Here is a 19,361-nt window from a genome sequence, read left to right as displayed (position 1 = left end):
CCTGCTACCGGTGCCTGCCGGCAGTGCGCTTGTGTCCTTTTATTTCTCCGCACTCCCTTTTTGTCATTACGGAGTGTGTCTACATGTTCAAAAGCAAACCCCTGGCCACGCTGGTAGCGCTGGCCTGTGCCCAGGCCGCCATGGCCAACCAGCCTGTCACCCTGGATGAAGTGGTCGTAACCGCCACGCGTACCACCACCCCGGTGGCCAAAGTGCTATCCGATATCACCGTGCTGGGCCGCGAGGAAATCGCGCAGTCCGGCAACCTCACCGTCGCCGAGCTGCTCAGTCGCGAAGCTGGCGTGGAGTTCTACAGCAACGGTGGCGAAGGCAAGAGCAGCAGCCTGATGCTGCGCGGCGCTACGGCCAAACAGACCGTGGTGCTGATTGACGGCGTGCGCGTTGTTTCGGCTACAGCAGGGACGACCTCGCTGGAATACCTGAACCCGGACGCCATCGAGCGCATCGAGATCCTGCGCGGCCCGGCATCCAGCCTGTACGGTGCCGACGCCATCGGCGGCGTGGTGCAGATCTTTACCAAGCGCGGCAGCGGCGCGCCAGCGCTGTCGGCCAACGTGGGCGTGGGTGCCGAAGGCAAGCGTGTCGTGGGCGCCGGTATCTCCGGCAAGGTAGACCGTACCGCGTTCAACCTGGCCTTTAGCCATAATCGTACCGAAGGCATTTCGGCGCGCAGCAACCGTCTGCCTACCTATAACCCGGACCGTGACGGCTACGAGAACACCACCTACAACGCCAGCGTGCAGCACCAGCTGGCGCCTGGCCACAGCCTGAACCTGACGGCGTTCCAGTCGGAAAGCGTTAACGAATACGACGGTTCGGCCAAGGCGCAGGACGAAGCCAACTCCCGCTTGGTAGGCCAGAGCCTGGAGCTGAAAAACCGTCTGGGCGAACACTGGAACAGTAGCCTGCGTTACAGCTATAGCGCCGACAAGTCGCTGAACTATACCAACGGCAACTTCGTGAAGCCCAGTAGCTACTATGAAACCCGCCAGAATGAGTGGCAGTGGCAGAATGATCTGAGCCTGGGCAGTGCCGGCCTGCTGGCGCTGGGTTTGGTCAACACCGAGCAGCACGTCCTCAGCAGCACGGCCTTCACCCAGACCCGCCGTAGTGTGAACGCCGCGTTTGCCGGCTATCAGGGCGAGTTTGGTGCCCACCGCCTGCAGGGTAGCGTGCGTTATGACGACAACTCGCAGTTTGGCGGCCATCGTACCGGCCAGGTCGGCTACGGCTTTGTTCCTGCTGCCGGCTGGCTGCTGCGCGTGGGTTACGGTACAGCGTTCAAGGCGCCAAGCTTCAATGACCTGTACTGGCCTTTGTCCTTTGGCTACCAGGGCAACCCCAAGCTGAAACCGGAAGAAGCGCGTAACCGCGAGCTGTCCGCGCAGTGGCGCCAGGGTAGCAACAGCGTGAAGTTCACCGCCTTTGATAACCGTATTGAAAACCTGATCGCCGGTAACGCCGACTATTCCAGCGTGATCAATATCGATAAAGCCCACATCACCGGCCAGACGCTGGAAGGCAGCACCGTGATCGCCGGTATCAACCTGGCGGCCAACGTGACCTCGCAGCGTGCGCGCGACGAGAAAACCGGCAAGATACTGCAGTACCGCAGCAAGCTGCACGGTGGCGTTACCGCCAGTCTGGCGCTGGACCGCACTACGCTGAGCGCCGAGCTGCGTGCCGCCGGCAAGCGCCCTACCAGCACGGCCAATACCGAGTACCTGCGCGGCTACGGCGTGGTGAACCTGGGTGCCGACTACCAGCTGGACAAGCAGTGGACGCTGAATACCAAGCTGACCAACGTGGGTGACAAGCGTTACGAAACGGTAAAAGACTACAATCAGCCGCGCCGTGGCTGGTTTGTCGGCGTACGCTACGCCCAGTAAGCCCACGTGCCTGCACCCCGCTGGCGCGGGGTCTTGCCTGCTGGCCGCCCGTGTGCGGCCAACCCCGCCCCGCTTGCCTTGGCAGCGGGGTTTGTCTTACCTTGCCCGCCCCGAGCCGGTTTTGACAGGAATACACACCATGACCACTACCCACCTGATCAGCGGCGGTGCCCGCAGCGGCAAAAGCCGCTACGCCGAAAGCCTGGCGCTGCAGCACGCCGGCGCCGTGTGCTACGTGGCCACCGCCGAGCGCCGTAGCGATGCGGCCTTTGCCGAGCGCATCGCCCACCATCGGGCGCGACGTCCGGCGCACTGGGGCCTGGCCGAGGTTGGCCGCAAGCTGGGCGAGGCGCTGCAGCAGGCCGCCCCGGGTAGCCTGGTGCTGGTGGATTGCCTGGGCATGTGGCTGATGCGCTTTTTCGACGAGCACGGCCAGTTCGACGCCGACGCCTGGCAGCAGCAACGCAGCAGCTTGCTGGCGGTGTTGGCCGCGCCGCCGGCGCAGATCGTGCTGGTGAGCAACGAGGTGGGCTGGGGCGTGGTGCCGCTGGGGGCGGAAACCCGCCATTTTGTCGACGAGCTGGGGCGGCTGAACCAGGACGTGGCAGCGGTATGCCAGCGCGTCACGCTGGTGGCCTGCGGCCAACCTTTGGTCTTGAAAGGCGCGGCATGAGGTGGCGGCTATGGGCGGCTGCGCTATGGCTGGCGGCGCCGGCCATGGCGGCGGTATCGGTGCGCGATGCGCAGGGCAATAGTGTGGTACTGCCCGCACCCGCGCGCCGTGTGGTGGCGCTGGTGCCGCACGCGGTGGAAAACCTGTACGCCATTGGCGCGGGTAGCCAGCTGGTGGCGGCGGTGGATTACAGCGATTACCCGCCAGCCGCGCGCCAGCTGCCGCGTGTCGGCGGCTATAGCGGTCTGAGCATCGAAGCCATCCTGCAACAACAGCCGGATCTGATCGTGGCCTGGCGCGATGGCGGCAACCCGCGCACCGTGCAAAAGCTGCGCGATATGGGTGTGCCGGTGTATATCAGCGCCCCGCTGCAGCTGGCTGACATTCCGCGTGAGATGCGCGATCTGGGCCAGTTGACCGGCCACGCCGCCCAGGCCGACGCGCAGGCCACGGCGTTCGAGCGCCGCATCGCCGGCCTGCAGCAGCGTTATCGCCGTAGCGCGCCAGTGTCGGTATTTATGCAAATAGGCGACAACCCCGTTTTTACCGTGAGCAAGCACAGTTTTCTGGGCTCGCTCATTACCCTGTGTGGTGGCCACAATGTGTTTGCCGGGGCTGCCCTGCCTGCGCCGCAGGTCAGTATCGAGGCGGTAGTACTGGCGCGCCCGCAGGTCATGCTGGCGTTTAATGCGGCCAACCATGCCCGCTGGCAACGTTGGCCGCAGCTGCCCGCCGTCGCGCAAGGCTTGCAACTTACCCTGGATCAGGACACGATAAGCCGTCCCGGCCCGCGTCTGGCCGGGGCTGCCGAACAACTGTGTAGCACTCTGGATCATGCCAGGCGCAAGCTGGGTTTGACGCCCCCGTAGCGCTTGGCTATTCTCGCCGCCATGGAACACGAACTCGAATATCTGGAAGGCCGTGTCGCTGCGCTGATTGCGCGCATTCACGAGCTGGAAACCCAAAATAGCCGCTTTGCCTCGGCGCTGGCCGAAGCCATGCGTGAAAACGCCGAGATGAAGTTCAATCTGGAAGAAACGCGCCACCGCGTGACCCTTCTGATTGACCGCTTGCCGAAGGAGAACGAAGCATGAGCGACGTGGTTCAGGTGGACGTTACCCTGCTGGGCCGCCATTTTTCCATTGGCACCCCGGCAGAAGAGCGCGAAACGCTGGAGCAGGCCGTGCGCCTGCTGGGCGAAAAAATCGATAGTATTCAAGCCACTGGCCGCGTGATGGATACTGACAAGGTCGCCATCATGGCTGCGCTGAACATTGCCCACGATCTGTTGAAAGTGAAAGTAGGCGATGGTGGCTTGGAGATGGCCGCAATCCAGCGTAAAATACGCAGTATGAGCGAGGCAGCAGACCAGGCGCTAAGCGCCGGCCAGCAAGGCCTGCTCTCGTAGTACAGAACATCCGTCTACCCCCTGCGGTGTTCGAGAAGGCTCCCAAATTCCTTTGTACCAATGCGTTCGCTACGGTTGCTAGCCATGGTTGCAGGTGTGCCGCGTCCCTTAGCCGGATGTGCCCGAAGCAACGGGCGGGCGACCACCCTGGAAACAGGGTACAAGCGAATTTTGCCGGATCGACACTCGCGGGGGACTCCCCCCGTTTTCCCTCTGATACCCGATGACAGCCGCCGACCTGCTTAGCGCCAAGGCACAGCTGCGCAAAACGCTGCGCCGCGCCCGTATGGCCTTGCCGCGTGCCTATCGCCAGCAGGCCGCCCGCGCCATTGCCCGCCATGCCTCGCGCTTGTTATGCCGCGGCAAGCACCTGGGTGCCTATATCGCCGCCGGCAGCGAGCTGGACATGGCGCCGCTGATGGCCGCCGCGCGCGGCCGTGGTGCGGCGCTGTACCTGCCGGTGATCCCGCAGCGCGGGCGCCGGCTGTGGTTTGCCCGCCTGGGTGCGGCCAACCTTTGGTATACCCACCCGCGCTACGGCATTGCCGAGTACGCCGGCCCGCAGCTGCGCGCCGAGCGGCTGGACGTACTGTTTGTGCCCTTGCTGGGCATCGACGCCGACGGCTACCGCATGGGGCAGGGCGGCGGTTTCTACGACAGCACGCTGGCCTTCCGCCGCCGTCACCCGCGCTATGGCAAGCCGCTTTTGGTGGGTGTGGCCTACGACTGCCAGCGCGTGGCCCGTGTGCCGCGCGAGCCGTGGGACGTTCGCCTCGACTACCTTCTGACCGAAAGCGGCCTGCATCGTTTTGCCTGAGCGCATGCCGCGCGTGAAAGGACCCTCATGGCCTACTGGCTGATGAAATCCGAGCCCGACGATGTGGGCATCGACCACCTGCAAGCCGCGCCGCAGCGCCACTTTGTGTGGACCGGTGTGCGTAACTACCAGGCGCGCAACTTCATGCGCGACCAGATGCAGCCGGGCGATTTGCTGCTGTTCTGGCACTCGTCCTGCCCCGAGCCGGGTATTGCCGGCATTGCCGAGGTGGTGGCGCCTGCGCACGACGACCCCAGCCAGTTCGACCCGGCCAGCCCTTACTTCGACCCCAAATCCCCGCCCGACAAGCCGCGCTGGCAATGCGTAGACGTACGTTTCGTGCGCAAAACCCGGCTGGTGTCACCGGCTGAATTGCGTCAGCATGAGTCCTTGCAGGACATGACCGTGCTGGCGCGCGGCAACCGTTTGTCTATTACCCCCGTCACGCCCGAACAATGGGCCTATCTGCAGGAGCACGTTTTCTGATGTTGTCTTTAACGATGTTTGCCGTACTGCTGGGTTTTGGTGCCATTGCCGGCTTTCTGGCCGGCTTGCTGGGTGTGGGCGGTGGGCTGGTAATTGTGCCGGTGGTGGTTGGCGTGCTGGAGGCCGCAGGTTTGGGCGGCAATTATGTACAGCATCTGGCGGTGGGTACCTCGCTGGCGGTGATGGTGTTTACCAGCGTGGCCAGCGTACGCGAGCACCATAAAAAGGGCGCGGTAAGCTGGGCCATCGTGCGTGGCATGGCGCCGGCCATGGTATTGGGCACCTTTGCCGGCAGCCTGCTGGCAGGGTTTATTCCCAGTAATGGCCTGAAGTGGTTTTTTGTGGTGTACGCCTACGCCATTGGCGCGCAAATGTTTCTCGGCGCCAAGCCGCCGGCCAGCCGGAATATGCCAGGCCTGGTGGGTAAAGGCGCCGCCGGTGGCGTCATCGGGATGGTGTCCAGCTGGGTGGGTATCGGCGGCGGCTCCATGAGCGTACCGTTCATGAGCTGGTGTAACGTGCCGGTGCATACAGCTATAGCCACCAGCGCCGCGCTGGGCTGGCCGATTGCGGTATCCGGCGCGCTGGGTTACCTGTCCAGCGGCTGGAGTGTGGCGGGCTTGCCGTGGGGCAGCCTGGGCTTTATCTACCTGCCGGCCATGCTGGCATTGATGTTGATGACCGTGCTGTGCGCCCCGCTGGGTGCCCGTGCCGCGCATACCTTGCCGGTGGCAAAACTGAAAAAGGCCTTCGCCGTGCTGATGGTGGTGATGGCCAGCGAAATGCTGTGGACGCTGCTGCGCCACGGCTGAAAGGACACACCATGAAGCGCACGTTGATCGCGTGCCTGCTGGCCGGCTTGGCCGCAGGCACCGCCCAGGCCGATAGCGGGCCGCTGTATACCGGGCAGCCGGGCGAGCTGCCGGTACAAGTGGCGCTGGCCTACCTGGCGCCCGACATGGGCCGCGATGGCCAGTTCGAGTACGCCCGCCTGCGCATCAGCCAGCGCAGCCAACCGGAATCGTTCGACCGCGTTAGCATGAGCGTCCAGCAAGATGGCTTGCTGGACGACAGCGTGCGCGCGCGGCGCTGGTCGCTGCAGCTGATTCGTGGTGCCGATAGCCGCTGGTACATCACCCGACAGCTGGCCGAGCAGCGCTGCTACCGTGGCCCGCAGGGCTGGCAGCGCAAGCCCTGCCCCTGAGTGCCGGCCGGCTATGGTCTTTTTCGCCAGGCTGCCAGCTGCCGTGTAGGCACTGGCAGCCTGCGTCGTTATAATGTCCCGATTGAATTTTCACGCTTTTTTGCGCCAAGAGATCCCCATGCAAGAACAATACAGCCCGCGCGAGCTTGAAGCCGCCGCCCAGCAGAAATGGCAAAAAACCGCGGCCTTCAAGGCCGTGGAAGACAGCACCCGCCCCAAGTACTACGCCTTGTCGATGTTCCCGTACCCGTCCGGCAAGCTGCACATGGGCCATGTGCGTAACTACACCATTACCGACGTGCTGGCCCGCTTCAAACGCGCGCAAGGCTTCAATGTGCTGCAGCCCATGGGCTGGGATGCTTTTGGCCTGCCGGCAGAAAACGCCGCCATGAAAAACGGTGGCGCACCGGCCGCGTGGACCTACGCCAACATCGAGTACATGAAAAAGCAGCTGGACAGCCTGGGCTTTGCCCTGGACTGGGAGCGCGAGCTGGCCACCTGCAAGCCCGACTACTACCGCTGGGAACAGTGGCTGTTCACCCGCCTGTTCGAGAAGGGCATCATCTACAAGAAAAACGGCGTGGTGAACTGGGACCCGGTAGACCAGACCGTACTGGCTAACGAACAAGTAGTGGATGGCCGTGGCTGGCGCTCTGGCGCACTGGTGGAAAAGCGCGAAATCCCGATGTATTACTTCGCCATCACCAAGTACGCCGACGAGCTGCTGAACGACCTGGACAAGCTGGATGGCTGGCCAGAGCAGGTGAAAACCATGCAGCGCAACTGGATCGGCAAGAGCTTCGGCTCCGACGTGTCCTTTGCCTACGACGTAGACAGCATCGGCCACGCCGGCGAAATGAAGGTGTACACCACCCGTCCGGATACCCTGATGGGTGCCACCTATGTGGCAGTGGCTGCCGAGCACCCGCTGGCCACCCAGGCCGCCGCGGCCAACCCTGCGCTGCAGGCATTTATTGCCGAATGCAAAGCCGGCTCCGTGGCCGAGGCTGACGTGGCCAAGATGGAAAAGAAAGGCGTGGACACCGGCCTGTTCGTGGTGCACCCGCTGACCGGCGCCAAGCTGCCGGTATGGATTGCCAACTACGTGCTGTGGGGCTACGGCGAAGGCGCGGTGATGGCCGTACCGGCGCACGACGAGCGCGATTTCGAGTTTGCCAACAAGTACAGCCTGCCGATTACCCAGGTGTATGCCCCGGCTAGCGGCGACGACAACTTCGACGCGACTACCTGGCAAGACTGGTACGGCGCCAAAGAAGGCCTGATCACCCGCAACAGCGGCAAGTACGACGGCCTGGCCTTTGCCGCCGCCTTCGACGCCATCGTGGCCGACCTGGAAGCCAAAGCTGCCGGCGCCAAGAAAACCCAGTACCGCCTGCGCGACTGGGGTATCAGCCGCCAGCGCTACTGGGGCTGCCCGATTCCTGTCATCCACTGCCCGTGCTGCGGCGACGTGCCGGTGCCGGAAAAAGACCTGCCGGTAGTACTGCCGGAAGACGTGATTCCGGACGGCGCCGGTAGCCCGCTGGCCAAGATGCCGGCCTTCTACGAAACCACCTGCCCCAAGTGTGGTGGCGAAGCCCGTCGCGAAACCGACACCATGGATACCTTCGTGGAGTCCAGCTGGTACTACGCCCGCTATGCCAGCCCGCAGTGCGACACCGCCATGCTGGACAAGGCTGCGGCCAACTACTGGCTGCAGGTAGACCAGTACGTGGGCGGCATCGAACACGCCATCCTGCACCTCTTGTACGCGCGCTTCTTCCACAAGCTGATGCGCGACGAAGGCCTGGTGGACAGCGACGAGCCATTCAAGAGCCTGCTGACCCAGGGTATGGTGATCTGCGAAACCTTCTACCGCGACCTGCCTAACGGCAGCAAGGACTGGATCGCGCCGCAAGACGTGGTACTGGAACGCGACGCCAAGGGCAAGATCATCGGCGCGACCCACCGCGTAGACGGCCAGCCGGTAGTGGTGGGCGGCGTGGAGAAAATGTCCAAGTCCAAGAACAACGGCGTGGACCCGCAGGAATTCATCGAAAACTACGGCGCCGACACCGCGCGCCTGTTCATGATGTTTGCCGCCCCGCCGGAGCAGAGCCTGGAATGGTCTGACGCCGGTGTGGAAGGCGCGTTCCGCTTCCTGAAACGCCTGTGGAAGCTGAGCCGTGAACACGTGGCCGCCGGCATCACCGCGCCGTACAGCGCGGGCGAGCTGAACGCCAGCCAGAAAGAGCTGCGCTTCAAGCTGCACAGCACCATCCAGAAAGTGGCCGACGACTACGGCCGCCGCCTGCAATTCAACACCGCCATCGCCGCGGTGATGGAGCTGCTGAACACCTACGACAAGGCCGATACCAGCGGTGACGTTGGCCGCGCCGTGGCGCAGGAAGTGCTGGAAGCCGCCACGATCTTGCTGTCGCCTATCGTGCCGCACATCACCGACGCGATCTGGAGCGCCCTGAAACCGGGTACCGAGTTGCTGTCCCAGGCCTGGCCACAGGTGGACGAAAGCGCGCTGGTGAAGAGCGAGATCGAACTGATGGTGCAGGTGTGCGGCAAGCTGCGTGGCAGCGTGACCGTAGCTGCCGACGCCGGCAAGGACGTGATCGAAGCCGCTGCGCTGGCGCACGAGAACGTGATCAAGTTCATGGAAGGCAAGCCTGCCAAGAAGATCATCGTGGTGCCCGGCCGCCTGGTCAACATCGTGGTTTAAACCCGTACCCAGGCCCTGGCATACGCTGCCGGGGCGGGTGCACGGCGCGGCCTGGCCCGCGCCGTTTTCATCGGTAACACGCCATGAAGCGAACTTTGCATTGTGCTGTTCTGGCCGTGGGTATCAGCCTGCTGGCGGGCTGCGGCTTTCATCTGCGCGGCATGTCCGCCCCGCTGGGGCCGCTGTCGTTCAGCAGCCTGAACCTGCAAAACACCGGCTCGCTGGATGAGGCCCTGCGCGCAGCGCTGCAACGCGATGGCCGCCTGACCTTGCAAACGGGTACGGCACAGGCCACGCTGCGAGTGGAAGACGAAGAAAGCCGCAAGGACATTCTCACCATCAACCGTGGTGGCAAGGTCAACGAATACCTGCTGATCTACCGTGTGAACGCCACCGTACAGCGCCTGACTGACAGCGCGCCTGTGCCCATGTCTGTGGTGGTGCGCCGCGAGATGAGCTATAGCGATGCCGCGGTACTGGGCAAAGAGCGCGAAGAAGCCCTGTTGTGGGCCGATATGCGCCGCGACGCCGCCGAGCAGCTGGTGCGCCGCCTGTCCTATCTGCCGGCGGTGACGCCTGCCAAGCCTGCCAATGCCAGCACTCAGCCCTGATGCCCTGAAAGAGCAGCTGGCACGCGGCCCGCTGGCACCGCTTTATGTGGTGTATGGCGAGGAGGCGTTGCTGGCGCTGGAGGCGGCAGATACCCTGCGCGCCAGCGCCCGCCAGGCAGGCTATCTGGAGCGCGAGGTACTGACGGTAGAGGGCGGCCATTTTGACTGGTCTCGCCTGCGTGATGCCATGAGCAGCGTGTCGCTGTTTGCCAGCCTCAAGCTGCTGGAAATCCGCATCCCGGGTGGCAAACCGGGTGTCGAAGGTGCCGAGGCGCTACAGCAGTTGGCCGCGCAGCCGCCGCAGGACACCATCACGCTGATCCAGCTGCCGCGTCTGGACAAGACCCAGCAAAAAGCCAAGTGGTTTGCCGCGCTGGAAAAACACGCTGTACTGGTAGAGGCGCGCCCGGTTGGCCGCAACGAGCTACCCGCCTGGATCAGCCGCCGGCTGAAAGCGCAGGGGCAGAGCGTGGCGCACGACAGCGCTGCGTTCTTTGCCGATCGAGTAGAAGGCAACTTGCTGGCCGCCAAGCAGGAAATCGACAAGCTGGCGCTGCTGTACCCCAAAGGCGAGCTGAGCTTGGCCGATATCCGCGATGCGGTGGCCAACGTGGCGCGCTTTGACGTATTCCACCTGTCCGAAAGCTGGCTGGCTGGCGATGCCGCCCGTGCGACCCGAATGCTGGACGGGCTGGAAGCCGAGGGCGAAGCGCCGGTGCTGGTGTTGTGGTCGTTTACCGAAGACGTGCGCATGCTGATCAAGCTGGGTCGTGGCCTGAAAGATGGCCGCCAGGTGCGCGACATGGCGGGCGAGCTGCGCCTGTGGGGTGATAAGCAAAAGCTGGCAGCGCCGGCGGTGCAGCGTATCGGCCCGCGCCGTCTGACCGATGCGCTGGCCACCTGTGCGCGCATCGACCGCCAGATCAAGGGGGTAGAGCAGGGCGATGCCTGGCATAGCCTGAAAAGGTTGGCCGCCAGTCTGGCGGCACGCTAGCGCGAGAAAATAAAAAGGCCGGATCGAAAGATCCGGCCTTTTTGTTGCGCAGGGCGCAAGCTGGCTTACAGCGGTGTATCCGCCGGGAAGGTCACGCGTACCCGGCCGCCTACAGTGGCGGTGCTTGCAGGCAGCAGGCTCTGGCCTGTGCGCTTCTCGTAGGAAGCCAGTACCTTGGCCACGTACATCCGTGTTTCCGGGTAGGGCGGGATACTGTTGCGGTACTTGCTGACACTGCCCTCGCCGGCGTTATAGGCGGCGATGACCAGGGGCATATCGTGCTTGAACTCTGTCAGCAGGAAGCGCACGTAGCGCGCACCGGCTCGCAGATTGTCCAGCGGGTCTGCCGGGTTACTGGCGCCAAAACGGGCAGCAGTTTGCGGCATCAGCTGCATCAGGCCTTGCGCACCCTTGGGCGACAGGGCTTCCGGATCGTAACCGGATTCCACCGCAATGATGGCGTGTAGCAGCTGGGGATCGACTTTTTGCTCGCGGGCAACTTTTGCGATCAGTTTGTTAAAAGTGGCAGCCTGGCGCGCATCGAAAGATGGCGCTTTGACTACCGGGATATCGAGCGCTTTGATGGCTTTGACGGCCGGTGGCTTACGGAAAGGCGGTACTGCCTCCGGGTTTAGCTTGGTACCCAAGCCCGGCGCAATGGCGTCATCCAGCTCGCGGTAAAGGCCTAAAGCGTGATCGGTTTGGATATCACTCCAGCTGTCGGCATAGGCCGCAGGCAGGGTGGCAAAGGCGATCAGCCCGGCCAGTATCGGTCGTATAGTCATGAGTAAAGAACCAATGCCCTTGCGGGCGGAACATGCATGTTACTGATTATCTTGGTGAATTTCCAGTTTTTGGGTGAATTTATAAAGACAGGGTCTGTAGCTAAGGGGCATTCTTATGGCTTAAAGCCTGCTATAGCTGGCTTTGCGGGGTGTTGCCTGGGCAAAATTTTTTTGCCTAAAAAAAAGGCAAAAGGGTGCCGAAGCACCCTTTTTTGACCGGATCAGGCTGGCTTAGTGACTATGCGCCGGGCTGGCGGGCGGGGTCAGTTTTACCCCTGCCGCGGGTTTGGCCGCCGCTTTGCCATCGGCTGGAATCTCATCCCAGCGAGTCTCGCCCTTCGTGCATTTTTGTACCACTTTAAACCAGGCGGTTTCACCTGCCCCGGCCGGCAGCGTGCCACGGAAAACAAATTCGTCGTAGAAATCGTCGGGCAGATTGCCGCCACGCCATTCGATTTCACTCACATCTTCACGCACGGTGGTGCCGTGGTTGTCGAACGGTTCCACCGTTTTCTTGACCGTGCTCAGCTGCCAGCCCGCCTTGGGCATGGGTTTGGCCAGGCGGAAGCCTTCCGGCAGCAGTACGCGGATACTGGTGGTGGGGCTGCCATCACAGCCATGCGGCACACGTAGCACAGCCTTGTAGCCGCTGCCGGCAACGGCTTGCTGGGTTTCCAGGGTGACGTGGGCCAGGGCGGGCATGGTGGTGAACGCCAGCGCGGCGCCAAGCAGCAGGATTTTCATTGAATGGGCTCCAAACGGATCGGTTTGGCGTCGCAGTCTAGTCTGCATGGTACCGGCTGGCCATGCGGCAAATTGTCGCAGGTTTGCTTGTGTTACAGCGATGCAGCGTGGCAATGCGCCCCACTCCATCGCCCAGTAGAGTCATGCGGATAGCTGCAACGTGGCGCTACTCTGTTTAAGTCCTAGCGGCAGCATTTCAGTGCAGTTTCTGGTTCTACTTAACCAAAATACGTAAGTTCGCACGGAGCCATTTGCCTGGCAGGATACGGTTTGTACTGGTCCAGTATGATGAGTTGATCATTTTTATTGCATTTGTCATTTATCAAATTACAATTTATTCTTTTTGGCTTAAATTGCCATGAGCGGTATCTACCCCAATTTTATGACTTTGGCAATTTTGATTGCAGGAGACCAGTAAATGACTCGAATGACGTTGATGGCGCTAGCGGTGGCAACAGGCCTCAGTGCTTGTGGCGGTGGTGGTGGTGGTGTGGTAGGCGGTCCCGCGACGCAGGAAACTGGATCAGTCAGTTTGAGCGGTAAGGTAGTGGACGGGTATCTGCAAGGTGCCGAGGTATGCCTGGATACCAATGCGGATAAAGTTTGTGATACCGACAAGGTATTGACTGACGCAAGCGGTAACTACAGCATAACCCACAAGTTGACTGGGCCTGCCCTGGCAGCTGCTCATGTGCTGGTGCAGGTTCCCGACACTGCCAAAGATGCTGACGATGGCGGCAAAACCCTGAAAGAAGCCGGCAAGGCTGCTTTCGAGCTGCTTGCACCTGCAGCGCATCCCCAGGTTGTTTCACCCCTGACGACTCTGGTTTCGGAAGACATGCTAAGCAACGGGCTGACAGCTGCAGAGGCAGAAACCAAGATTATCGGTACGCTGGCGCTAGGTAGTGGCACGTCGCTGCTCGGCCAGCAAGCAGACTTTGTTGCAGCCAAGGATCCCAAGTTGCAAAAGTTGGCACAGACCACCGCCGTATTGCTTGGGGAAGTCAAAAAAACGGTTTCCACGACGCTTGTTGCCAAGCCAGGCATCGTCAAACCAGCAGAGCAGTTGCGTGTGGAAGTAATGGCCGCGCGACAAATGCTCAGTACCTTGCTCGGTAGTGGCACCAGCCTGGAGACACTGACTGACGGGCAGAAGATTGATCCGGCAAAAGTACAGTCGCTGTTGAGTACAACCTTGAAAACGCAGCTACAAGACTTGCAATCGACGGATCACCTGACGAAACAGGCGCAGCTTGCCGCAGCGCCATCGGCGTCGTTCAATATCAACCAACTGATCGGCCAAACCTTCTTCGACGTGACGGTGGACGGTAGCTATGCCTCGGTCTGTCGCGACCCGTTGGCTAATGGCAAGACGGCCAGCACTTGCTTTAACACCAACCTGGACGCGCAGGGCAAGTGGGCCAACTGGCGTATTGAAGATCAGTCTTCGATCCTGACTACGAAGGGATGGCTGCCAGACAGTTACGGTTGGCTTTATGATTACCAGCCGGATACGAGTAGCACGCTATTGATGCAACCGAGCGTAGCGTTGCCTACCGAGCTGAGTTACGTCATGAAGACCAAGGGTGCTGTCTCGCCGCAAGCCTGGTTTCCCAAAGTCGGCTTTGCGGCAGAAGACGTCGCTTATCCGATGTACATGTCGCCCAAGCAAGTAGCGTACAAGTACAGTATGTCTGGCCGGAATCCGATGAGTTGTCATGATAGCCAAGGGAACGGTTCTGATTGCGCTTCATTTGCCGCCTTGCGTCAGAGTTTCTCGGGTATCGTTATGAATGGCCAGACTGTTACCGGTTTTAACTGGCTGGCATTCAGTAGCTTTGATGATAAGCGTGATCTGGTGATGGGATTTAACGGTAACAAACTTGCCTTCTACCAGATCAAGAAGACGGCTAACCCGGGTGGTGGCTACAGCGTCCAGTATCAAGCGACACTTGCTGAAGAGGGTAGCTGGAAAGAAGAAACCGTGGCGGGTGTGCCCGTGTTGACGCTCACCGTCCCTGAAGCCCTGAAAGCCCGTTTGGGTATCCAGCAGGGGCGCGACCCGATTTATACCCTGCATAACGGAAAAGTGTACCAAGGTACCCGCAGGCAAGCGCTTGGCTTCGATTGGGTATGGATGAATGCTTCCGCGTTTGCCAAGATCCGGCAGCATTACCAACTACCTGCATTACCTGATTGATCAAGCCCGCTGAGGTTGCCCGGCTGTTGCCGGCATGATGTGTCCTGGCCCCGCGCAGTAGGCGGGGCTTTTTCATGTGCACCCCTGGCTACCTACTGGCCACGGGTTGGATGCAATAGTTGGCAGGACCTCGTAAGCAAAACCTTTAGTACACGACGCAATGCTGCCTTGTATCACCTACTCCCTGTGGTAAGGGTGGTTATTCAGGATGGAGTAGGCGCGGTACAGCTGTTCGGCCAGCAGCACGCGCACCATGCCGTGGGGCAGGGTCATGGCAGATAGCTGCAGCATGATGTCGGCACGGGCTTTCAGTGCTTGCGACAGGCCGTCGGCCCCGCCGATGACGATGCAGATATCGTCGCCGCCGGCCATCCACTCTTTCATGGCGCCCGCCAGCTGTACCGAGGTCCAGTTTTTGCCGCGTTCGTCCAGGATGACCAGCTTGCTGCGCGGCGGAATGGCGGCCACGATGCGTTCGTGTTCGGCGGCAATGCCTTTTTCGGCGGTGACGCCGCCGCCGCGTTTTTCCGGCTTGATTTCTTTGAGCTCGAACTGGATGTCGCGGCCAAAGCGTTTGGCGTAGTCGCCAAAGGCGTCGTCTACCCAGCGTGGCATCTTGCTGCCTACGGCTAGCAGGGTGATTTTCATGGGTGCATCCCCAAAAAAGGTTGGCCGCAGCGCCTTGCGGGGCTGCGGCCAACGGTTTACTGCATGGGCTTAGCTTAGACTGCAGCGTTCCATGGGCGGCCGCCTACCGGCACGAAGGATGGCTTTTCGCCGCCCCACAGTGCTTCGATATCGTAGTAGTCGCGTACGGCGGGCAGCATCACGTGGATCACTACGTCGCCGGCGTCTACCAGTACCCATTCGCCGCTTTCGTGGCCTTCGGTACCCACCAGGTCGATACCTTTTTCTTTCAGGGTCACGGCCACGTTATTGGCCAGGGCTTTTACCTGGCGGTTGGAGTCGCCGGTGCACACGATCAGGCGTGCAAACAGCGAGGTCAGCTGGGTGGTGTCCAGCTCAACGATATCTTTGCCTTTTACGTCTTCCAGGGCTTCTACAGCCAGCTTGGCGATGTCTTGAACTTGCATGGTATTCCTTGAGTAGTGTGTCGGGGACGTAATGTCACGTCAGCGTCCGGTGCCAACAGAGGTCCCGTAAAGAGCAAACGGCCGCGGGACGGCGGCACGTGCAATCAATAGCCTGCCACCGTCTACCGGTATAGCTGGTGCTGGCGGATATAGGCCAGTACCGGCTTGGCAATCAGCCCGCTGCAGTCGCTGCCACTGGCGAGGCGGGCTCGCAGTTCGGTGGCAGAGAGGGGGACGGGTGGCAAGGTCAGGGCGCGGATTGTACCGGAAGGCGCGCTGTTTGAAAAATCAGATACTTGCGCAGCCTGCCAGCGGCTGGCGATATCGGGGTGCAGGCGGGCCGGGTCGAAGCCCGGCCGGATGGCCACTGCCAGGTTGGCGACGTCCAGCAGTGCGTGCCAGCGGTGCCAGGTGTGCAGTTTTTCCAGCGAGTCGCCGCCCACCAGAAACCACAGTGTGCTGCCCGGCGGCAGCTCGGCGCGGATTTCTTCCAGTGTTTCAATGGTATAGGCGTGGCGGCCGCGTTGTACTTCGCGCCCGTCAGCCAGCCAGCCGGGCCGGCCGGCTATGGCCTGCTGCACCATGGCCAGACGCTGCGTGGCGCTGGCGACGGGGCCTTGCTGGCGGTGGTAGGGTTGGCCGGCGGGGATCAGGTGCAGGCGCGTTAGCGCGCATTGCTGCCAGAACGCGTCAGCCATGCGCAGATGCGCGGCGTGGATGGGGTCGAAGGTGCCGCCAAACACGCCCACGCAGCATGTGGTGTGCTTAGCTGGCGTAGCCATCCAGAATCAGGTCGAGCTGGCCGGTGGCAGGGTGGATCACCAGGCCGTGTACCGGGATGTCTTTGGGCATCAGCGGGTGGTTGCGGATGGTGTGCACGGTGTGGCGTACGCTGTCCTGCACGTTGTCAAAACCTTTCAGCCAGCCGTCCAGGTCGATACCGGCACCGCGCAGGGTGTTGATGGTGTCGGCGCTGACGCCGCGCTCTTGCGCATTGGCCAGAATACGGGCCGGGTCGATGGCGCGCATGCCGCAGTCGTGGTGGGCAACCACGCAGATTTCTTCCGCGCGCAGCTCGTATACCGCTACCAGCAGGCTGCGCATGACCGAGCCCCACTGGTGGGTGACCAGTGCGCCAGCGTTTTTGATGAGCTTGGCGTCGCCGTTTTTCAGACCCATGGCCTTGGGCAGCAGCTCTACCAGGCGCGCATCCATGCAGGCCAGTACGGCCAGGTTTTTATCGGGGAATTTGTCGGTTTCGAATTGTTCGTATTCGCGCGCTTCAACGAAGGCACGGTTGTGCTCCAGCAGGGTATTCAGCAGTCCCATCGGGGTCTCCAGTGTGACAGTTACCCGGCTCTCGTCGCGGGGCAGGCGACGCATGGCAGGCCGGACAGCTGGCTTGGTTCACGCCACGGCAGCCAGGTGGGGTGCCGTGTTGCAGCACGTGGCAGGCCGCGGATGGCGGCTGCCGCTACGGGATGTTGGTATGTTTGCTCTATATCTGGCGGGCGCCATGCTACCACGGGCAGGGTGTTTTATGGTGTCAGCCGCTTGCGCAGGCATAGCTGGCGTTTGGCCACGTGGTAGCCCTGCTGCTGGTAAAAGCGGTGCGCGTCGGTACGCTGTTCGTGGCTGCGCAGCGAGACCAGTGCTACGCCTTGCTGGCGTGCCCAGCTTTCGGCCGCGGTAAGCAGCTGGGCGCCAATGCCTTGGCCGCGTGCACGCTCTGCCACCACCAGCCCGCCTATTTCCAGTGCCGGGTCTGATTCCAGTAGCGGGCGGATGTAGCCGTGTATCCAGCCGCACAGGCCGCTATCGTTTTCGGCCACCAGCAACAGGTGGGTGGCAGGCTGGGCGAGTAATGCGGCCAACCTGGGGGCCAGCTGCCCGGCGCTGGCCGGGTAGCCCAGCTCGCCGCATAGCGGGGCCAGTGCGGCGATATCGTCAGGGCGGGCGGGGCGCAGGTTTACCATTTGGCGTAGTGGTCTTCGGTAACGCCCACCAGCTGGCTCACCGGATAGGCGTGGCCGCTCTCGGGGTGGATCAGGGTACCTTCAAAGGTACCGATGGGCTGGATATAGCGGCTGGCGGCAATGAACAGGTCTTTGTTTTCGCCGCGTGCACCTTCGGGGTAGAACTGCAGGTCTACCGCGCCATCTTCGGTATGGATGCGCCACGGTGCCAGCGGGTTGGCCGCATCGTAGCAAAAGTGGGCGGGGCCGACAGCCAGTAGTTCTCCATCCAGCCAGATGGCGTTTTCCGCGTCGCCCATATAGCCGGCTTGCAGGTTAAAGCCTAGCGTCGGGCTGTGCGCGCTGGCCCAGCGCCAGCTGGTTTCGCGAGCCAGCAGGCCGTTCGAGGCGTCCAGGCTGGCGACGGCACCGTCCAGCGAGAAGCGCTGGCTTGCGCACTCGGCAAAGCCGCTTACCGCTAGGGCGCTGCTTTTGTGGGTGGCGTGGGCTTGCCAGTTGGCCGGGGCGATCACGGCCAGCGTCTGCGCCGGGTCGGGCAGGGCAATGTGTGCGGCCAACTTGAGCGCATCGGTATTGATGGTGAGCTCGAGGCGGTTATCGGCGCGGCGAAAGGCGATGCGCTGTTTGCCGCGCTGGAAGGTGGCATCGCCAAAGGCGCGGTTTTCCATTTGCGTAGCCAGCAGCGGCAAGCCATCGGAACTAAAGCTGGCCAGCAGCGTGCGCTGGCGGCGGTCAAACAGGTAGGCGAAGGCGCTGCTGATCCAGCCTACATCCACCACGGCCACACCGATAAAGTAATGCTCGTGGGCCAAGGCGGCGTATTGCCAGCGCTTGTGGTGTAGCGGGCGTAGCAGCTGCCGGAGGGGCGGCATGCGTAAAGCTTGCCAGCCAAGCTGCTTGACAATGCCCTGGTAAGTACCAAAAGCCGGTATGCCGCGTTCGTGTACCAGGCGTGCCGGCGCAGGGGGAAGTGAGCTGGTTGCCATCAGGCCGGGGCGGACTGCCGCCCATGTGTAAGAGGACACCCGAGTCTAGCGCACATTGCGCCTGCTGCGCGCGATGGCAGCATGTTGGCCGCCAAAGCGCGCAAGATGGCGGCAGTATGTGGTGGCCTGGCGCCAGAGGTGTTGCCCGCTTGCGACACGGAGCCTGACCGCTGGCGCAGGTGCCGGGCAGTGTTGTGCACATGTCAGGTGTGGCGCTTTGCCATAATTTGTTACATTGTGGCCAGACTTGCTGCTGTACCGCGCGGCCAGGTGCAGCAGCAGGCGATAGTGTTGGCAAGCGGCTTCTTTTACACTATCAATAAATAAATAATATTTGCGTTCCGTCAGAACGACAAAAACAGACATTAGAGGGTCATCACATGGATTTGACTGTGTTGCACGATAACGCAAACCGTGCCGCCAGCCTGCTAAAAAGCCTGGCAAACCAGGACCGGCTGCTGCTGTTGTGCCAACTGGTAGCCGGCGAGCGCACGGTATCCGAGCTGGAAAAGCTCACCGGTATCCGCCAGCCTACCCTGTCGCAGCAGCTGGGCGTGCTGCGTAACGAAGCGCTGGTCAGCACGCGGCGTGAAGGCAAATGGATCTACTACCGCGTGGCCAGCCAGGAGGCCATGGCCATTCTGGAAACACTCTACGGCTTGTATTGTGGTGCCCAGCAGGACAACCCGGTCTGCGAGCTGCCCCCCTCCGCCGCCTAGCAGCCAGGCAATCCAGTTCT

Annotated in this window: 23 protein-coding genes and 1 other RNA gene; 16 read left to right on the top strand and 8 right to left on the bottom strand. The window is 62.0% G+C overall.

Annotation, left to right across the window (positions count from 1 at the left end; genetic code table 11):
- The first annotated feature begins 83 nt into the window (after positions 1-83).
- The 13 genes from LCH97_RS11960 to holA all read left to right on the top strand — a co-directional run bounded on the left by LCH97_RS11960 (position 84) and on the right by holA (position 10,837).
- Positions 84-1,910: a TonB-dependent receptor domain-containing protein gene (locus LCH97_RS11960; RefSeq protein WP_227301888.1), complete on the top strand. Its 1,827-nt coding sequence runs from the start codon at positions 84-86 to the stop codon at positions 1,908-1,910.
- 139 nt (positions 1,911-2,049) lie between these two features.
- Positions 2,050-2,583, top strand: a complete 534-nt coding sequence (gene cobU / locus LCH97_RS11955) for a bifunctional adenosylcobinamide kinase/adenosylcobinamide-phosphate guanylyltransferase (RefSeq protein ID WP_227301887.1) — start codon at positions 2,050-2,052, stop codon at positions 2,581-2,583.
- Positions 2,580-3,452: a cobalamin-binding protein gene (locus LCH97_RS11950; RefSeq protein ID WP_227301886.1), complete on the top strand. Its 873-nt coding sequence runs from the start codon at positions 2,580-2,582 to the stop codon at positions 3,450-3,452. The genes cobU and LCH97_RS11950 overlap by 4 nt, the downstream gene beginning before the upstream one ends.
- 21 nt (positions 3,453-3,473) lie before the next feature.
- Positions 3,474-3,677, top strand: coding sequence for a hypothetical protein (locus LCH97_RS11945; RefSeq protein WP_227301885.1), 204 nt, complete (start codon positions 3,474-3,476; stop codon positions 3,675-3,677).
- Positions 3,674-3,991 (top strand): cell division protein ZapA, encoded by a 318-nt coding sequence (locus LCH97_RS11940; protein ID WP_017507599.1) that lies wholly within the window; start codon positions 3,674-3,676, stop codon positions 3,989-3,991. Before LCH97_RS11945 ends, LCH97_RS11940 begins: the two co-directional genes overlap by 4 nt.
- 15 nt (positions 3,992-4,006) lie before the next feature.
- A non-coding RNA gene (ssrS, locus tag LCH97_RS11935) (6S RNA) lies at positions 4,007-4,190 on the top strand.
- Positions 4,191-4,214: 24 nt separating this feature from the next.
- Positions 4,215-4,808, top strand: coding sequence for a 5-formyltetrahydrofolate cyclo-ligase (locus LCH97_RS11930; RefSeq protein WP_227301884.1), 594 nt, complete (start codon positions 4,215-4,217; stop codon positions 4,806-4,808).
- 27 nt (positions 4,809-4,835) lie between these two features.
- Positions 4,836-5,294 (top strand): EVE domain-containing protein, encoded by a 459-nt coding sequence (locus LCH97_RS11925; RefSeq protein ID WP_227301883.1) that lies wholly within the window; start codon positions 4,836-4,838, stop codon positions 5,292-5,294.
- Positions 5,294-6,106 (top strand): sulfite exporter TauE/SafE family protein, encoded by an 813-nt coding sequence (locus LCH97_RS11920; protein ID WP_227301882.1) that lies wholly within the window; start codon positions 5,294-5,296, stop codon positions 6,104-6,106. The genes LCH97_RS11925 and LCH97_RS11920 overlap by 1 nt, the downstream gene beginning before the upstream one ends.
- 11 nt (positions 6,107-6,117) lie before the next feature.
- Positions 6,118-6,498, top strand: a complete 381-nt coding sequence (locus LCH97_RS11915) for a hypothetical protein (RefSeq protein ID WP_227301881.1) — start codon at positions 6,118-6,120, stop codon at positions 6,496-6,498.
- A 118-nt stretch (positions 6,499-6,616) separates the two neighbouring features.
- Positions 6,617-9,232 (top strand): leucine--tRNA ligase, encoded by a 2,616-nt coding sequence (leuS, locus tag LCH97_RS11910; RefSeq protein WP_227301880.1) that lies wholly within the window; start codon positions 6,617-6,619, stop codon positions 9,230-9,232.
- 83 nt (positions 9,233-9,315) lie between these two features.
- On the top strand, positions 9,316-9,843 hold the full coding sequence (gene lptE / locus LCH97_RS11905; protein ID WP_227301879.1) for an LPS assembly lipoprotein LptE: 528 nt from the start codon (positions 9,316-9,318) through the stop codon (positions 9,841-9,843).
- Positions 9,824-10,837: a DNA polymerase III subunit delta gene (gene holA, locus LCH97_RS11900; RefSeq protein WP_227301878.1), complete on the top strand. Its 1,014-nt coding sequence runs from the start codon at positions 9,824-9,826 to the stop codon at positions 10,835-10,837. The genes lptE and holA overlap by 20 nt, the downstream gene beginning before the upstream one ends.
- Positions 10,838-10,902: 65 nt before the next feature.
- On the opposite strand, the gene LCH97_RS11895 is transcribed toward holA, so the two are convergent.
- Complete coding sequence (locus LCH97_RS11895) at positions 10,903-11,622, bottom strand: lytic transglycosylase domain-containing protein (RefSeq protein WP_227301877.1); 720 nt, start codon at positions 11,620-11,622, stop codon at positions 10,903-10,905.
- Positions 11,623-11,658: 36 nt separating this feature from the next.
- Between LCH97_RS11895 and LCH97_RS11890 the strand changes: the two genes are divergently transcribed.
- Entirely contained in the window at positions 11,659-11,838 is a 180-nt protein-coding gene (locus tag LCH97_RS11890) for a hypothetical protein (protein WP_227301876.1), read from the top strand.
- A 15-nt stretch (positions 11,839-11,853) separates the two neighbouring features.
- Here the strand turns inward: LCH97_RS11890 and LCH97_RS11885 are convergent, their stop codons facing one another.
- On the bottom strand, positions 11,854-12,366 hold the full coding sequence (locus LCH97_RS11885; RefSeq protein WP_227301875.1) for a YcnI family protein: 513 nt from the start codon (positions 12,364-12,366) through the stop codon (positions 11,854-11,856).
- A 418-nt stretch (positions 12,367-12,784) separates the two neighbouring features.
- On the opposite strand from LCH97_RS11885, the gene LCH97_RS11880 reads away from it, so the two are divergent.
- The gene (locus tag LCH97_RS11880) at positions 12,785-14,566 is read left to right on the top strand and encodes a hypothetical protein (protein WP_227301874.1); all 1,782 of its coding nucleotides are present in this window, start codon (positions 12,785-12,787) and stop codon (positions 14,564-14,566) included.
- Positions 14,567-14,743: 177 nt separating this feature from the next.
- Here LCH97_RS11880 and rlmH read toward each other — a convergent pair whose 3' ends face one another.
- From rlmH to LCH97_RS11850, 6 genes are all read right to left on the bottom strand, one after another.
- Positions 14,744-15,214: a 23S rRNA (pseudouridine(1915)-N(3))-methyltransferase RlmH gene (rlmH, locus tag LCH97_RS11875; RefSeq protein ID WP_227301873.1), complete on the bottom strand. Its 471-nt coding sequence runs from the start codon at positions 15,212-15,214 to the stop codon at positions 14,744-14,746.
- A gap of 74 nt (positions 15,215-15,288) precedes the next feature.
- Positions 15,289-15,660: a ribosome silencing factor gene (rsfS, locus tag LCH97_RS11870; RefSeq protein WP_017507585.1), complete on the bottom strand. Its 372-nt coding sequence runs from the start codon at positions 15,658-15,660 to the stop codon at positions 15,289-15,291.
- A gap of 122 nt (positions 15,661-15,782) precedes the next feature.
- On the bottom strand, positions 15,783-16,442 hold the full coding sequence (gene nadD / locus LCH97_RS11865) for a nicotinate-nucleotide adenylyltransferase (protein WP_227301872.1): 660 nt from the start codon (positions 16,440-16,442) through the stop codon (positions 15,783-15,785).
- Positions 16,426-16,989: a carbonic anhydrase gene (locus tag LCH97_RS11860; RefSeq protein WP_227301871.1), complete on the bottom strand. Its 564-nt coding sequence runs from the start codon at positions 16,987-16,989 to the stop codon at positions 16,426-16,428. Before LCH97_RS11860 ends, nadD begins: the two co-directional genes overlap by 17 nt.
- A gap of 209 nt (positions 16,990-17,198) precedes the next feature.
- Positions 17,199-17,636, bottom strand: a complete 438-nt coding sequence (locus tag LCH97_RS11855; RefSeq protein ID WP_227301870.1) for a GNAT family N-acetyltransferase — start codon at positions 17,634-17,636, stop codon at positions 17,199-17,201.
- Complete coding sequence (locus tag LCH97_RS11850; protein ID WP_227301869.1) at positions 17,630-18,622, bottom strand: DUF2804 domain-containing protein; 993 nt, start codon at positions 18,620-18,622, stop codon at positions 17,630-17,632. The genes LCH97_RS11855 and LCH97_RS11850 overlap by 7 nt, the downstream gene beginning before the upstream one ends.
- Before the next feature lie 380 nt (positions 18,623-19,002).
- On the opposite strand from LCH97_RS11850, the gene LCH97_RS11845 reads away from it, so the two are divergent.
- Positions 19,003-19,341, top strand: a complete 339-nt coding sequence (locus tag LCH97_RS11845) for a helix-turn-helix transcriptional regulator (RefSeq protein WP_227301868.1) — start codon at positions 19,003-19,005, stop codon at positions 19,339-19,341.
- Positions 19,342-19,361 lie beyond the last annotated feature (20 nt).

The organism is Vogesella sp. XCS3 (assembly GCF_020616155.1).
Taxonomy (GTDB): domain Bacteria; phylum Pseudomonadota; class Gammaproteobacteria; order Burkholderiales; family Chromobacteriaceae; genus Vogesella.
The sequence above is the reverse complement of the archived record's forward strand: the minus strand, read 5'-3'. Positions and strand labels throughout refer to the sequence as shown.